Raw genomic sequence first — 13,524 nt, 5'->3', positions numbered from 1 at the left:
CTGCTCCCCGTGGCGCGCAGTGCGCCGTGAATGTATCGACCTCAACAGCAAAGCACAGACCGCACAAGGCGCCCTGGAATTTTCTATCGGTCGGAAAAAGCCGCGCATCATACCAGCAGCGTGCGGCTATGGCTGCTTATGGCTGCGATCGTCGTCGATGTTTTGCGGTAAACCGAAGTGGGCCATACTGCGCGCTGGTTTTGGGGGAGTCGTCATGGAATGCATCAAGCGCAACATCGTTCGGTCATTGAGTCTGTGGGGGGTGTTGCTGATCGGTGCGCCTGTCGCCAGCGCCGCTTCCGCACCGCCACTGACGCATGTGCAGGTCCTCAAGGTTCAGTCGGCGCCCTGCGGCATTGAAAATATCGCCGAGGGGCAAGAACAGACGAAATGCGATCACGGTGGTGCGAGCATCAAGGTCTACGTGTTGGAAGTAGGCTATGGCCGCGTGCCGACGGTCGGGATCGACGGCTTCACGGTCGAGGGCACGCAGGCTAAGGTGTGTGCCAACGATAATGGCAACCTGACCGAATGCACCGGCACCTCGAGAACAATCGTCGGTACGCTGTACATCTTCGATCTGGGCGGCAGGCAGGGCGGGACGTTCACCTTCAGTAACACCTCGATCAACGCCCCAGGCAACACGCTATCGACGCAGCTTTACATCAAGTAACGTTGGGACTCGAACACGGCTCATGAAAGCTGACTACGCTTTAGCGATTACCTTGTGGACCGTGCCCATGACTTTTAGAGCCCTGATTACCCTCGCCGAGGGCATCGATGATTTGCAGTGCGTGACCCTGATCGATGTGCTGCGTCGCGCCAAAATTGAAGTGGTGGTAGCCAGTATCGAGTCACGCCGCATGCTGACCTGCGCCCGAGGTACGCGCCTGACCGCCGATGCCATGTTGGTGGATGTGCTGGCTCAGCCGTTCGACCTGATCGTCCTGCCCGGTGGCGCGGTGGGGGCGCAACATCTGGCGGCTTATCAACCCCTGCAACAATTGATCAAGGATCAAGCAGCGTCCGGTCGGCTGTTCGCTGGCATCGCAGAAGCCCCGGCGCTGGCGCTGCAAGCGTTTGGTGTCTTGCGTCAACGGCGCATGACCTGCCTGCCGACGGTCAGTCATCTGTTATCGGGTTGCAACTTCGTCGACCAACCGGTGGTGGTCGACGGCAACTGCATCACCGCTCAAGGTTCGGGCGCTGCACTGGCGTTTGTGCTGTCGCTGGTGGAGCAACTGTGCGGTAAATCCACGCGTGCAGGGGTGGCAACGCAGCTGTTGATTTGACTCCCAACCGGTACGATGGCTGACGCCCATGGGCCCGCGAAGCAGCCCATGAGTCGGCCTTGGCACCTTCGATCAATTTCCTTGAACGCTCATAGCACCCTGAAGTCGTACCCCTTATGACGGCGGTTTGCGAAAACGCCGCGAACATACGACTAACCGTGAGGTGTATATGAGCGCGACCACTCCCGACGCTGCGCCGTCGTTATTCACCCGTCATCCGCTGCGGATGACGCTCAACGACCAAGCGCTGCAACTTGACGTGTTGCCGTGGACCACGCTGCTGGATCTGTTGCGTGAGCAACTGGACCTGACCGGCACCAAGAAAGGCTGCGACCACGGTCAATGTGGCGCCTGTACGGTGTTGCTCAACGGTAAGCGGATCAACGCCTGTCTGACGCTGGCGGTGATGTGCGACGGTGCGCAGTTGACCACCATTGAAGGACTGGCCAACGGTGACGAGCTGCATCCGATGCAACAGGCTTTCATCAAGCACGACGCCTTTCAATGTGGCTATTGCACACCGGGGCAAATCTGCTCGGCGGTGGGGTTGGCCAATGAAGGTCGGGCACAGACCCGTGAACAGGTGCAGGAGTTGATGAGCGGTAACCTGTGCCGTTGCGGGGCCTACAGCAATATTCGCGATGCTATCGAGGACGCCTTGCCGGCTTGTCAGCAGCGCGTCGCGCAAGGGGATGGCCGATGAATCCTTTTCAGTACAGCAAGCCGGATTCCATACAGGACGCCGTGCATCTCGCGGGTCCGGCGTCGCGCTTCATTGCTGGCGGTACAAATCTGCTGGATTTAATGAAGGAAAATCTCACCCGCCCCGAGCACTTGATCGACATTACCGGTCTGCCGTTGGGCGACGTCACCGAGACCGACGCGGGCGGCTTGATGATCGGCGCTCTGGTGAGTAACGCCGACCTTGCCTGGCATCCGCTGATTGAGCAGCGTTACCCACTTTTGTCCCAGGCGATTCTGGCTGGCGCCTCGGCGCAGTTACGCAACATGGCAAGCACCGGCGGTAATCTGCTGCAACGCACTCGTTGTTATTACTTCTACGACGCCAATGTGCCGTGCAACAAACGCGAACCGGGCAGCGGTTGCCCGGCGCGGGACGGACTGAACCGGATTCATGCGATTTTTGGCGCCAGCGCGCAGTGTGTCGCTACGCATCCGTCAGACCTGTGTGTGGCCCTGGCGGCTTTGGAGGCGCGGGTGCATGTTCAGGGTCGCAGCGGTGCAAGAATTATCGACTTCGCCGACTTCCACCGTTTGCCGGGGGATGCTCCCGAGCGCGATAACCAATTGGCCGACGATGAGCTGATCACGGCCATTGAATTACCTGCCGCTGGTTTTGCTGCGCACAGCCACTACCTGAAAATTCGTGACCGGGCGTCGTATGCCTTTGCGCTGATCTCGGTAGCGGCAGCACTGGAAATGGATGGCCCGGTGATTCACCAGGCGCGCCTGGTGCTTGGCGGTGTGGCGCACAAACCCTGGCGTGACACGGCGGCGGAAAACGCACTGATCGGCAAAACGATCAGTCATGACACCTTTAGCGCCGCCGCCGACGCCTTGCTGAAGGACGCCCAACCCCTTGAGCACAATGCTTTCAAAGTCAAACTTGCGCGGCGGGCCATTGTCCGCGCCCTGACCGATGCCGCGCGTGGAGGGCAAGCCTGATGAACACGTTTACCAAAGCCGTGGGCCAACCGTTGGATCGGGTTGACGGTCGCCTCAAAGTCACTGGGCATGCGCGGTATGCCGGTGAGTTTCCCGAGGATGGACTGCTTCACGGCAGCGTCGTCTCCAGCCGTATTGCCTGTGGCCGTGTACTCAGCATTGATGCCTCCAAAGCGTTGGCATTGCCCGGAGTGATTGCAGTGATTGATCACCGCAACCGCCCCAACATCGCCAGCTACGACGAAGGTTATGAAGACGCGGACTCGGCCAAAGGCTCGCCGTTTCGCCCGTTGTATAACGACCGCGTTCTCTACAACGGTCAGCCGCTGGCACTGGTGGTGGCCGACAACCTTGAGTTAGCGCGGTATGCCGGCTCACTGATCGCTATTGAGTACGCCGCCGAGCCTCATCAGACCGACCTGCTAACCCTGCAAGGCGAGGCCCGCCCGGCACCCGCCGAGCTGCCCAAGCCCCGTGGCAATTTTCAAGACGAATTCGCCGGTGCGGCGGTCAGTCTGGAGGTGAATTACAGCACCCCCATCGAACACCACAACCCAATGGAACCGCATGCCAGTACCGTGCTGTATCAAGCGGATGGCAGTTTGCACATCCATGACAAAACCCAAGGGCCGCAGAACTGCCAGTCCTACGTGCAAAAGGTGTTTGGCCTGCCGAAAGAGCAGGTCAGGGTTTTTGCCGCCTATGTCGGTGGCGCCTTCGGCTCGGGCTTGCGTCCGCAGTACCAATTGCCTCTGGCGGTGATGGCCGCGCTCTCGCTTAAACGTTCGGTGCGGGTGACGTTGACGCGCCAGCAAATGTTCACGTTCGGCTACCGGCCAAGGACCTTGCAACGCCTGCAGCTGGGCGCGGCCGCTAATGGTCGGTTGTTGGCGCTGGCCCACACTGCCATTGGTCAGACCTCACGTTTCGAGGACTTCACCGAGCATGTAGTGGAGTGGAGCGGCATGCTCTATCACTGCGACAACGTCCAACTGACTTACAAAGTGCTCTCTCTGGATGTCTTCACACCCTTGGACATGCGCGCACCTGGCGCGGCATTGGGGGTGATCGGTCTGGAGTGCGCGATGGATGAACTGGCCTGTGCGCTCGCGATTGATCCGGTGCAATTGCGCTTGATCAACTACGCCGAGCGCAATCAGAACGAAGACAAGCCTTACTCCAGCAAAGAATTACGCGAATGCTACGCCCAGGGTGCCAAGCGTTTTGGCTGGGCCCAGCGCAATCCCGAGCCGCGCAGCATGCGCAACGGCCGGCAACGGGTGGGGTGGGGCATGGCGGGTGGGGTATGGGAAGCGATGCAGATGAAGGCTAGCGCCAAGGCATCGCTTGATCACAGGGGCAAACTGACGGTCAGTAGCGCGACCACTGATATCGGCACCGGCACCTACACGGTAATGACGCAAATTGCCGCGCAAGCGTCGGGCGTTTCGCTGCAAGACATCACGTTTGTCTTGGGCGACTCTTCGTTACCCAGCGCGCCGTTGCAGGGCGGCTCGTTTACCGTGTCGTCGGTCGGCACCGCCGTGCAGCAAGCGTGTGAAGCGCTGAAGGAGACACTGCTCGCGGTGGCCCGTCAGACCTGTCCGGAGTTCGCCGGGGTTACCTTGGAACAGGCGATCTTCGAAGAAGGGCAACTGTCCTTCGGCGAAGCGCAGGTGTCGTTGGCCGAACTGGCTCGGAACAGCGGTGAAGCAACCCTTGAGGTTCAGGTGGACGCTGAGCCCGACAAGAAGCGCGATGCTTATGCCACCGCCACGCACTCGGCGGTGTTCGTCGAGGTTTTTGTGGATGAGGACCTGGGCACAGTGAAGGTCAATCGCGTGGTGAGTGCGATTGCCGCAGGACGGGTGGTCAACCCGAAGATGGCTCGCAGCCAGATCCTCGGTGGCGTGGTATGGGGCATCGGGATGGCGTTGCACGAGGAGACACAAACCGACCATGCGCTGGGCCGTCACATGAACCACAGTCTGGCCGAGTATCACCTGCCGGTAAACGCCGATATTGGTGACATTGAGGTGCTATTCGTTGAAGAGAACGACGAAATCGTCAACGCCCTGGGGTCCAAGGGGGTCGGCGAAATCGGTATCGTCGGCGTCGCGGCAGCCGTGGCAAATGCCATTTATCATGCCACCGGCAAACGGGTGCGGGACTTCCCCATCACCTTGGACAAACTGCTCTAGACCTTGGCTTCTTCCACAGGCACATGCATGCGGTCGCGATTGGCCAGGGTCGGGAACAGTTTGATCCAGGCCCCGGTCACCACCAAGGTGCCGATGCCGCCCATGACCACCGCGGGTACCGTGCCAAACCAGTGCGCGGTCAGGCCTGATTCGAATTCCCCGAGTTGGTTTGAGGCGCCGATGAACAGACCGTTCACGGCGCTGACCCGGCCGCGCATTTCATCGGGTGTTTCCAATTGCACGAATGAGGCGCGAATGACCATGCTGATCATGTCCGCAGCGCCCAGCACCACCAGTACGGCGAGGGAAAACCAGAACGAGGTGGACAGGCCGAACGCAATGGTCGCCACGCCGAAGATGCCCACGGCAGTAAACATCACGCGTCCGACATTGCGCTCAACAGCGAATCGCGCCAAAAACAGCGACATTAACAGCGCACCCACCGCCGGCGCCGAGCGCAACAGGCCCAGACCCCAGGGGCCGGTCAGCAAAATGTCCTTGGCGAAGACCGGCAGCAGCGCCGTGGCGCCCCCCAACAGCACGGCGAACAGATCCAGGGAAATGGCGCCAAGAATGTCTGGGCGGCTGCGAATGAAGCGAATGCCCGCGAGCAACGAGTCCATCGTCGCTTTGCCTTTATTCAGTGGTGTTTGCCGAGCCGGCAGGTTGAGCATCAGCGAGCAGGCGATGATGTACAGGACCACGGTCGGCCCATAGACCCAGACGCTGCCGAACGCGTAGAGCAAACCTCCAAGGGCCGGTGCGACGATGGTGGCCGATTGTTGCGCGGACTGGGCGGCGGCGACTGCGCGGGGAAATAGTGCGCTGGGGACAATCGTCGGCAGCAGCGCCTGGGTCGTCGGTAACTCGAAGGACCGCGCGGCACCGAGCAGGAATGCCAGGATAAAGATCATTTCCCGGGTGATATGGTCAGTGGCACTCCCGATGGCCAGCGACAGGGCGATCAAGGCTTGCAGGGACTGGCAGAGCGCCGCGACCTTGCGTCGGTCATAGCGGTCTGCGACGTGCCCGGTGTGCAGCATGAACAGCACTCGCGGCGCGAACTCCACCAGCCCCACCAATCCCAGATCAAGTACGTTGCCGGTGAGCTGATAAAGGTTCCAGCCAATCGCCACGGTAAGCATTTGAAAACCGCTGGCGGTAAACACTCGGGCCAACCAGAACGCAATGAACGGACGATGATGACGTAACAGCAGGGGTGCTTGGCTGGGCATCTGAGGGCGGGTCTTGAGCGAGGGAGGGTCGAGACTATCACCAAGCTGTAACCAAAAGTTGCGAGCCTGGACATTTAGTTAGCTAGACACTGATCTTGAGTTTCTCCTGAATCCCTGTGGTGACGGGACAAGCCCTCACGCCACCGCAAGCGTGCCGACAGCCAATGTATTGCGGCCTATTACTGTGGCGCTGAGGCAACCTGTCACGCGTCAATAGACCACACCACTGCACCGTAAAAATCGGACTACTCTTTCAACGTTGATTGATCCAGATCAAGGCCCCTCCGGGAATTGATTTGGCGGCCAAACGGCCAGACTCCCTACGTTGTGATGCTTTTAAAAAAGAACGAATTGGAATTCGCCGCACTCCATATCCGTGGGGGCAGTAGGTGCAGGGCCACAAGCCTCGCAGCCGGTATTACCTGAAAGAGGAACACTTATGTTCGGTTTAGAGGCACTCGATCTCGCCCGAATGCAGTTCGCGTTCACCATTTCATTCCATATCCTGTTCCCGGCCATCACCATTGGTCTGGCGAGTTACCTGGCGGTGCTCGAAGGCCTGTGGCTGAAAACCCATAACGACACCTACCGCGATCTGTACCACTTCTGGTCGAAAATATTTGCCGTCAACTTCGGTATGGGTGTGGTTTCCGGGCTGGTCATGGCCTATCAGTTCGGCACCAACTGGAGCCGATTCTCTGACTTCGCCGGCGCCATCACTGGGCCGCTTCTGACCTACGAAGTGCTTACAGCCTTCTTCCTCGAGGCTGGATTCCTTGGTGTCATGCTGTTCGGCTGGAACAAGGTCGGGCGCAAACTGCACTTCTTCTCAACGGTGATGGTGGCCATCGGTACGCTGATCTCAACCTTCTGGATTCTTGCCTCCAACAGTTGGATGCAAACCCCGCAAGGCTATGAACTGATTGATGGCCGACTGATTCCGGTGGATTGGCTGGCGGTGATCTTCAACCCGTCTTTCCCTTATCGCCTGATGCACATGGCCACTGCCGCATTTGTCGCCACTGCGTTTTTCGTCGGTTCCTCGGCGGCCTGGCACTTGCTGCGAGGCAAGGACAACCCGGCGATTCGGACCATGCTTTCGATGGCGATGTGGATGGCGCTGATTGTGGCGCCGATTCAAGCGGTCATCGGTGACTTCCACGGTTTGAACACCCTTGAGCATCAGCCAGCGAAAATCGCTGCGATCGAAGGCCACTGGGAAAACCACGGCAACGAGCCGACTCCGCTGATTTTGTTCGGCTGGCCGGACATGAAAGCCGAGAAGACCAAATTTGCGGTCGAGATCCCATACCTGGGTAGCCTGATCCTCACGCACTCGCTGGATAAGCAAGTACCGGCGCTCAAGGACTTCCCGCCTGAAGATCGGCCGAATTCGACGATCGTTTTCTGGTCGTTCCGGGTCATGGTTGGCTTGGGCTTCTTGATGATTTTCACCGGTTTGTGGAGCCTGTGGCTGCGTAAACGCGACAAGCTGTATACCTCGCGGCCATTCCTGTACCTGGCGTTATGGATGGGCCCGTCCGGCCTGATCGCCATTCTTGCAGGCTGGTTCACCACTGAAATCGGTCGTCAACCGTGGGTGGTCTACGGCTTGATGCGCACGGCGGATGCATCTTCTAACCACAGTTTCTTGCAGATGAGCATCACCCTGGTGCTGTTCGTGGTGGTGTATTTCGCGCTGTTCGGCGCCGGCCTTGGCTACATGATGCGCCTGGTGCGTAAAGGGCCGAAGATCGACGAGGGCAAGGAAACCAACGATGGTGGTCCTGGCCAGAAACGCACGCCGTCACGTCCGCTGTCCGCAGCCGACGATACGGGCGATGCCGACCACGGTGACAGTCTGAACAAGGGGAATTGAATCATGGGTATTGATCTTCCGCTGATCTGGGCCGTGATCATCATCTTCGGCATCATGATGTACGTGGTCATGGACGGTTTCGACCTGGGAATCGGGATTCTCTTCCCGTTCGTCAAGGGTAAAAGCAACCGCGACGTGATGATGAACACCGTGGCGCCGGTCTGGGACGGCAACGAAACCTGGCTGGTACTGGGGGGGGCGGCGTTGTTCGGTGCTTTCCCGCTGGCCTATTCTGTGGTGTTGTCGGCGTTGTACCTGCCGCTGATTCTGATGCTGATCGGACTCATCTTTCGCGGTGTGGCGTTCGAATTCCGCTTCAAGGCCAAGGACGACAAACGCCACCTCTGGGACAAGGCGTTTATCGGTGGCTCGCTTACCGCGACGTTCTTCCAGGGCGTGGCACTGGGAGCATTCATCGACGGCATTCCGGTGGTCAACCGCCAGTTTGCCGGGGGCTCACTCGACTGGCTGACGCCCTTCACGCTGTTCTGCGGTGTGGCATTGGTGGTGGCGTATGCGCTACTCGGCTGCACGTGGCTGATCATGAAGACTGAAGGCAAGTTGCAAGAGCAGATGCATAATCTGGCGCGGCCGTTGGCGTTCGTGGTGTTGGCGGTGATCGGTATCGTCAGCCTCTGGACCCCTCTGGCCCACGAAGAGATCGCGGCACGCTGGTTCACTCTGCCAAACCTGTTCTGGTTCTTGCCGGTGCCGATCCTGGTATTGGTGACCATGTACGGTCTGATTCGCGCCGTGGCCCGCAACGCGCACTACACGCCGTTCCTGCTGACGCTGGTGCTGATTTTCCTCGGCTACAGTGGCCTCGGCATCAGCCTGTGGCCAAACATCGTACCGCCGTCGATCTCCATCTGGGACGCCGCCGCGCCGCCGCAAAGCCAGGGCTTCATGCTGGTGGGTACGCTGTTCATCATCCCGTTCATCCTGGGTTACACCTTCTGGAGCTACTACGTGTTCCGCGGCAAGGTCACCCACGAAGATGGTTACCACTAAAGCGCACGACGATGGCGCAGTGCTGATAGCTGCGCCGTTTCAGAGGAGATTGTGATGATGGCTGGCAAACACACGTTGCAGGAGATCGAAGCTGCCGAGAAAAAACCGCTGTGGCAGCGGCTCGGATGGCTGGCACTGATTTGGGTTGGCAGCGTAGGGGCCTTGTTTATTGTGGCCAGCCTGATGCGCATGTTTATGAATGCCGCAGGCCTGAGCACTCACTGATACGTTGCACCTGATCCCATCCCGTTGCCTTGCGTCACGGTTTTATAACCCTCCTAAGCGGAGGGTTTTTTTTTGCATGCGGTTATTTGCGCGCCTTGAGGATCACGAACTTGGGCGTGGCCGCCACTTGTTCGACACCCCGGAACAGCCGGGCCAGTTTGCTGTGATAACCCAAGTGACGGTTACCGACGATGTACAGCGCGCCCCCAACTACCAGCGCTTCCCGGGCTTGCTGGAACATCCTCCAAGCGAGAAAGTCGCCAACAACCTGCTGTTGATGGAAAGGTGGGTTGCACAGCACCACGTCGAGGGATTGAGGTGCCTGGTCGGCCAGCCCGTCATCGGCACGCAAGAGCACATCTCGCTCGCCCAGCGCCGCGTGCCAGTTTTCGGCGGCCGACTGCACGGCCATGAACGACTCATCCACCAGCGTGTAATGGGCCTGCGGGTTTTGCAGGGCACTGGCGATGGCCAGTACGCCATTACCGCAACCTAGATCGGCGACTTGCGCTGTGCCGAGGTTCTTTGGCAAATGGGGCAAAAATGCCCGCGTACCGATATCCAGCCCTTCGCGACAGAACACGTTGGCGTGGTTGAGCAACTCGATCGCCGGCGTATCGAGACGGTAACGGGACGGGTAGGGCGACACCGCAGGCGCTTTGTCTTCAGGCGAAGCGATCAACAGCCTGGCCTTTTTTACCGCCAGCGAGGCGTGTACCGGACCGATGTAGCGTTCCAGCAGGTCACCCGCAGCGCGTGGCAAATGCTTGACCATGGCGGCGGCAATGACCTGAGCACCCGGTGCCAGTTGGCTGTGTAAGCGGATCAGTTGTTCTTCCAGCAGTGCCAGGGTTTTCGGGACCCGGATCAGTACCCGGTCAAACGGTCCGACCAACGCTTGGCTGGCCGGTAGGCTGGGCACCGCATCAAACGCCATGCCATTGCGGATCAGATTTTTTTCCAGCCCTTTGAGTGCCAGGAACGAATCACCGCTGCTACTGACCTGCACCTTACCCGCGAGACTCGCTGCCAATGCGCCAAAACTGTCATTGAGCACCAGAACCCGAGTGTCGATCGAGGGCTGTTGTTCGGCCAGATAGTTGAGCAGGTACTCGTCGGCTGCGTCGAACGCTTGCAGGGGTTCGTTCTGCTGTTCGGGTTGGCGGATCAGGTCGAGTTGGGCGAAGGGCGTTTCGAGCAAAGGCATGGGGCGGGGAGGCTCTGGATAATCAAAAGAGGTCCCGCAGCTCTGGAGCGTTGTAGCGGGTGGGGCCTGCCAAGTGGAATGCGACGTGACGATTAAGGCGTCACCACAGGGGAGGAAGGGCAATGGTACGTTTTTATCTTTTGGATTACTTGCAGGTTTTTTTCGGATCGATTGATTTCAGAGTACGCCGGCCCTGGCAGCGGCGATTACCGCCGCTATTTTGTTGTTCACGCCGAGCTTCTGGATGGCGCTGTGTACATGGAAGTTCACCGTGCGCTCGCTCAGGTTAAGGATTTTGGCTGCCTCGTAGGCGGTTTTGCCATTGGCTGACAGTTTCAGTATTTCCAGCTCGCGCGCTGACAGGTGGGGAATGCTTGACCGTGGCAGCGCTTTCGATTGTGTCTGTGCGCCCAGCGCGTGGAGATGGCGACTGATGAAGACGACGAACCCCAGGTTTTCATACAGTTCATAGGGTGTGATCGGGCAGTGACTCCTTGCCAGGCTGAAGATGCTGCGCAGGCCGTTATCCTCATCATGGATCGATTGCGACCATCCATACTGCAATCCTTCGTTCTGTAGCGCTTGCCATAGCCACGGCGTCTCGTAAAAAAGATCTTCGCTCCAGATGATGGGCAGCGTGGAGTGATTACAGTGGGCAAGTATTGGGTCGATCGCACTGCATTTTTTTTGTTCGTATTGAATATTCCAGTCAGTGGGGTAATTGTTTTTGTTAACGGTATTGATGTGGGTGTCACAGGTTTTTGAGCTCATTGAAAAAGCACAGAATTTAAACCCGAGATTTTTAATGAAGCTCAAAGATATTTGATAGGCCGTCTCCATTTCTTTTGTGTAAGAGAGTTGCGTCAACTGTGACTCTTTCCATATTTCCATTAGGCGTACTCCACGGCGTTTTTTTACGCGGCATTGATTGGATCCAAGATCCAACAAGATTTGGAGTGTAGGACTATTCTTACGCAGACGCTTTAATTTTTTAGCTCTTGATGCACGTATAAATTGAATAACTGGTTCTTAGCGAATTGAGCGTTTTTTTGCTCAAGCATTATGAGTTTCATTTAAATAATAAATATTTAATATTGATGCGTGAGGTGGCTATTTGATATTGAAATCGAGCGGTGTTTTGAACTTTGAAAAATTAATTGATCGCCGACCGCCAGCGCACTATAAAAAGCCACTACAAACAGTCGGTGTTTCAATGCCCTGCATTGCTGCACACTGGTCCTTCGGTTAAACGGAGCACCTTATGAGCGCCAGCGCAGAAAAATTCACTCGTCAGACGCTGCTCGATGTCCGCCCGCTGACCGCTAACCTGTTCACCTTGCGGACTACCAGGGATCCAGGCTTTCGTTTTCGCGCGGGGCAGTTTGCCCGGCTGGGTGTGGCCAAGGCCGATGGAAGCACTGTGTGGCGCGCCTATTCCATGGTGTCGTCACCTTATGATGAGTTCCTCGAGTTCTTTTCCATCGTTGTGCCAGGAGGTGAATTCACCGGTGAACTGAGTCGCTTGGAAGTGGGCGATACGCTGCTGGTAGACCGCCAGGCCTTTGGCTACCTGACACTCGATCGTTTCGTCGATGGCCGTGACCTCTGGCTGTTAGCCACCGGCACCGGCGTAGCGCCTTTTCTGTCGATCCTCCAGGACTTCGAGGTCTGGGAAAAATTCGAGCGAATTATCCTGGTCTATAGCGTGCGAGACGCGCAGGAACTGGCTTATCAGGAGTTGATTGCGCAGCTGTATCAGCGCGACTACCTGGCCGAGTACGCGCACAAGTTGCAGTTCATCGCCACCGTCACTCGTCATGAACACCCCGGCGCTCTCAACGGGCGCATTACCACGCTGATCGACAATGGCGAGCTGGAGCGGGTCGCGGGTGTGGCGCTGAGCGCTGAGCATTCGCGCGTCATGCTGTGCGGCAATCCGCAGATGATCGAGGACACCCGACACAGGCTCAAGCAGCGCGATATGCAACTGAGCCTGAGTCGGCGACCCGGACAAGTCGCCGTGGAAACCTACTGGTAACAAGGCGCCCGGCGAGCGCCTTGTTACAACCTGGCAGTTTGCAGCCAGGGTTCAGGAACGATTGTTCTGCGCTTTGAGCAGGTCGCGGATCTCGCTCAGCAGCTCTTCTTCCTTGGTGGGAACCGGCGGCAACGTCGGTGCCACAGCCTCTTCGCGCTTCAAACGGTTGATGGCTTTCACGCCCATGAAGATGGCGAACGCGATAATCACGAAGTCGATGATGCTTTGGATGAATTTGCCGTAGGCCAGCACCACCGCCGGTATGCCGCCATTGGCAGCCTTTAGCGTAATGGCCAGGTCAGCGAAGTCCACCCCTCCGATCAGCAGGCCAATAGGTGGCATGACCACGTCGCCGACGAACGACGAAACGATTTTGCCGAAGGCGGCACCGATGATGATACCGACGGCCATGTCGACCACATTGCCTTTTACAGCGAAGGCCTTGAACTCACTGAGCACGCCCATAGGTTATTTCCTTGTTACAGATGAGGTTAGTGACCGCAGTGTAAATCAGCAAAACGCGTCTTGCGCGAAACACCTCATTACAAAACTCGTTCTTATCGACACATCTATAGGTAATTAGTTTGCAAAATGCCACTAATCGCGCGCGAAATACGCTTCAACTCGCTGATAAGCCATAAAAAACTATCAATCATTGCGTTACGTTTTTTCTATTTATGTTCTGCATGGCTGGCCTCTAGCCTCTGTTGAGCGCACCTGGATGCGCTCCCAAAAAAACAGAGGATCCTG

General features: G+C 57.8%; 13 protein-coding genes. 9 read left to right on the top strand and 4 right to left on the bottom strand.

Annotation, left to right across the window (positions count from 1 at the left end; translation table 11 throughout):
• Positions 1-214 precede the first annotated feature (214 nt).
• The 5 genes from RHM68_RS21750 (at position 215) to RHM68_RS21730 (ending at position 5,179) form a co-directional block, all read left to right on the top strand.
• Positions 215-673, top strand: a complete 459-nt coding sequence (locus RHM68_RS21750; protein ID WP_322219036.1) for a DUF4879 domain-containing protein — start codon at positions 215-217, stop codon at positions 671-673.
• Between the two features lie 67 nt (positions 674-740).
• Positions 741-1,292: a DJ-1 family glyoxalase III gene (locus RHM68_RS21745; RefSeq protein ID WP_322219034.1), complete on the top strand. Its 552-nt coding sequence runs from the start codon at positions 741-743 to the stop codon at positions 1,290-1,292.
• Positions 1,293-1,518: 226 nt separating this feature from the next.
• On the top strand, positions 1,519-1,995 hold the full coding sequence (locus RHM68_RS21740; protein WP_416195254.1) for a (2Fe-2S)-binding protein: 477 nt from the start codon (positions 1,519-1,521) through the stop codon (positions 1,993-1,995).
• On the top strand, positions 1,992-2,978 hold the full coding sequence (locus RHM68_RS21735; RefSeq protein ID WP_322219032.1) for a xanthine dehydrogenase family protein subunit M: 987 nt from the start codon (positions 1,992-1,994) through the stop codon (positions 2,976-2,978). Before RHM68_RS21740 ends, RHM68_RS21735 begins: the two co-directional genes overlap by 4 nt.
• Positions 2,978-5,179 (top strand): xanthine dehydrogenase family protein molybdopterin-binding subunit, encoded by a 2,202-nt coding sequence (locus RHM68_RS21730; RefSeq protein ID WP_322219031.1) that lies wholly within the window; start codon positions 2,978-2,980, stop codon positions 5,177-5,179. Before RHM68_RS21735 ends, RHM68_RS21730 begins: the two co-directional genes overlap by 1 nt.
• On the opposite strand, the gene RHM68_RS21725 is transcribed toward RHM68_RS21730, so the two are convergent.
• A complete protein-coding gene (locus RHM68_RS21725; protein WP_322219030.1) occupies positions 5,176-6,414 on the bottom strand; it encodes an MFS transporter in 1,239 nt (412 codons plus the stop codon). The two genes, RHM68_RS21730 and RHM68_RS21725, sit on opposite strands and share 4 nt — an antisense overlap.
• A 439-nt stretch (positions 6,415-6,853) precedes the next feature.
• On the opposite strand from RHM68_RS21725, the gene RHM68_RS21720 reads away from it, so the two are divergent.
• The 3 genes from RHM68_RS21720 to RHM68_RS21710 are packed head-to-tail and all read left to right on the top strand — an operon-like array spanning position 6,854 to position 9,529.
• Positions 6,854-8,293, top strand: coding sequence for a cytochrome ubiquinol oxidase subunit I (locus RHM68_RS21720; RefSeq protein WP_322219028.1), 1,440 nt, complete (start codon positions 6,854-6,856; stop codon positions 8,291-8,293).
• 3 nt (positions 8,294-8,296) lie between these two features.
• Positions 8,297-9,304, top strand: coding sequence for a cytochrome d ubiquinol oxidase subunit II (gene cydB, locus RHM68_RS21715; protein WP_322219027.1), 1,008 nt, complete (start codon positions 8,297-8,299; stop codon positions 9,302-9,304).
• A gap of 57 nt (positions 9,305-9,361) precedes the next feature.
• A complete protein-coding gene (locus RHM68_RS21710; protein WP_322219025.1) occupies positions 9,362-9,529 on the top strand; it encodes a DUF2474 domain-containing protein in 168 nt (55 codons plus the stop codon).
• 82 nt (positions 9,530-9,611) lie between these two features.
• Here RHM68_RS21710 and RHM68_RS21705 read toward each other — a convergent pair whose 3' ends face one another.
• Positions 9,612-10,736, bottom strand: coding sequence for a class I SAM-dependent methyltransferase (locus tag RHM68_RS21705; protein ID WP_322219023.1), 1,125 nt, complete (start codon positions 10,734-10,736; stop codon positions 9,612-9,614).
• Between the two features lie 177 nt (positions 10,737-10,913).
• The gene (locus RHM68_RS21700) at positions 10,914-11,627 is read right to left on the bottom strand and encodes an autoinducer binding domain-containing protein (protein WP_322219021.1); all 714 of its coding nucleotides are present in this window, start codon (positions 11,625-11,627) and stop codon (positions 10,914-10,916) included.
• Between the two features lie 370 nt (positions 11,628-11,997).
• Between RHM68_RS21700 and RHM68_RS21695 the strand changes: the two genes are divergently transcribed.
• Positions 11,998-12,774 (top strand): ferredoxin--NADP reductase, encoded by a 777-nt coding sequence (locus tag RHM68_RS21695; protein WP_322219019.1) that lies wholly within the window; start codon positions 11,998-12,000, stop codon positions 12,772-12,774.
• Positions 12,775-12,825: 51 nt separating this feature from the next.
• Here RHM68_RS21695 and mscL read toward each other — a convergent pair whose 3' ends face one another.
• Positions 12,826-13,239, bottom strand: coding sequence for a large-conductance mechanosensitive channel protein MscL (gene mscL / locus RHM68_RS21690; protein ID WP_322219017.1), 414 nt, complete (start codon positions 13,237-13,239; stop codon positions 12,826-12,828).
• Positions 13,240-13,524: the final 285 nt, after the last annotated feature.

This window comes from Pseudomonas sp. DC1.2 (genome assembly GCF_034351645.1).
Classification (GTDB): Bacteria; Pseudomonadota; Gammaproteobacteria; order Pseudomonadales; family Pseudomonadaceae; genus Aquipseudomonas.
The sequence above is the reverse complement of the archived record's forward strand: the minus strand, read 5'-3'. Positions and strand labels throughout refer to the sequence as shown.

Excerpts from the sequence above, each read along its gene's own strand:
- RHM68_RS21750 (WP_322219036.1), top strand. The coding sequence starts at position 215 with ATGGAATGCATCAAGCGCAACATCGTTCGGTCATTGAGTCTGTGGGGG.
- RHM68_RS21745 (WP_322219034.1), top strand. The coding sequence starts at position 741 with ATGACTTTTAGAGCCCTGATTACCCTCGCCGAGGGCATCGATGATTTG.
- RHM68_RS21740 (WP_416195254.1), top strand. The coding sequence starts at position 1,519 with ATGACGCTCAACGACCAAGCGCTGCAACTTGACGTGTTGCCGTGGACC.
- RHM68_RS21735 (WP_322219032.1), top strand. The coding sequence starts at position 1,992 with ATGAATCCTTTTCAGTACAGCAAGCCGGATTCCATACAGGACGCCGTG.
- RHM68_RS21730 (WP_322219031.1), top strand. The coding sequence starts at position 2,978 with ATGAACACGTTTACCAAAGCCGTGGGCCAACCGTTGGATCGGGTTGAC.
- RHM68_RS21725 (WP_322219030.1), bottom strand. The coding sequence starts at position 6,414 with ATGCCCAGCCAAGCACCCCTGCTGTTACGTCATCATCGTCCGTTCATT.
- RHM68_RS21720 (WP_322219028.1), top strand. The coding sequence starts at position 6,854 with ATGTTCGGTTTAGAGGCACTCGATCTCGCCCGAATGCAGTTCGCGTTC.
- cydB (WP_322219027.1), top strand. The coding sequence starts at position 8,297 with ATGGGTATTGATCTTCCGCTGATCTGGGCCGTGATCATCATCTTCGGC.
- RHM68_RS21710 (WP_322219025.1), top strand. The coding sequence starts at position 9,362 with ATGGCTGGCAAACACACGTTGCAGGAGATCGAAGCTGCCGAGAAAAAA.
- RHM68_RS21705 (WP_322219023.1), bottom strand. The coding sequence starts at position 10,736 with ATGCCTTTGCTCGAAACGCCCTTCGCCCAACTCGACCTGATCCGCCAA.
- RHM68_RS21700 (WP_322219021.1), bottom strand. The coding sequence starts at position 11,627 with ATGGAAATATGGAAAGAGTCACAGTTGACGCAACTCTCTTACACAAAA.
- RHM68_RS21695 (WP_322219019.1), top strand. The coding sequence starts at position 11,998 with ATGAGCGCCAGCGCAGAAAAATTCACTCGTCAGACGCTGCTCGATGTC.
- mscL (WP_322219017.1), bottom strand. The coding sequence starts at position 13,239 with ATGGGCGTGCTCAGTGAGTTCAAGGCCTTCGCTGTAAAAGGCAATGTG.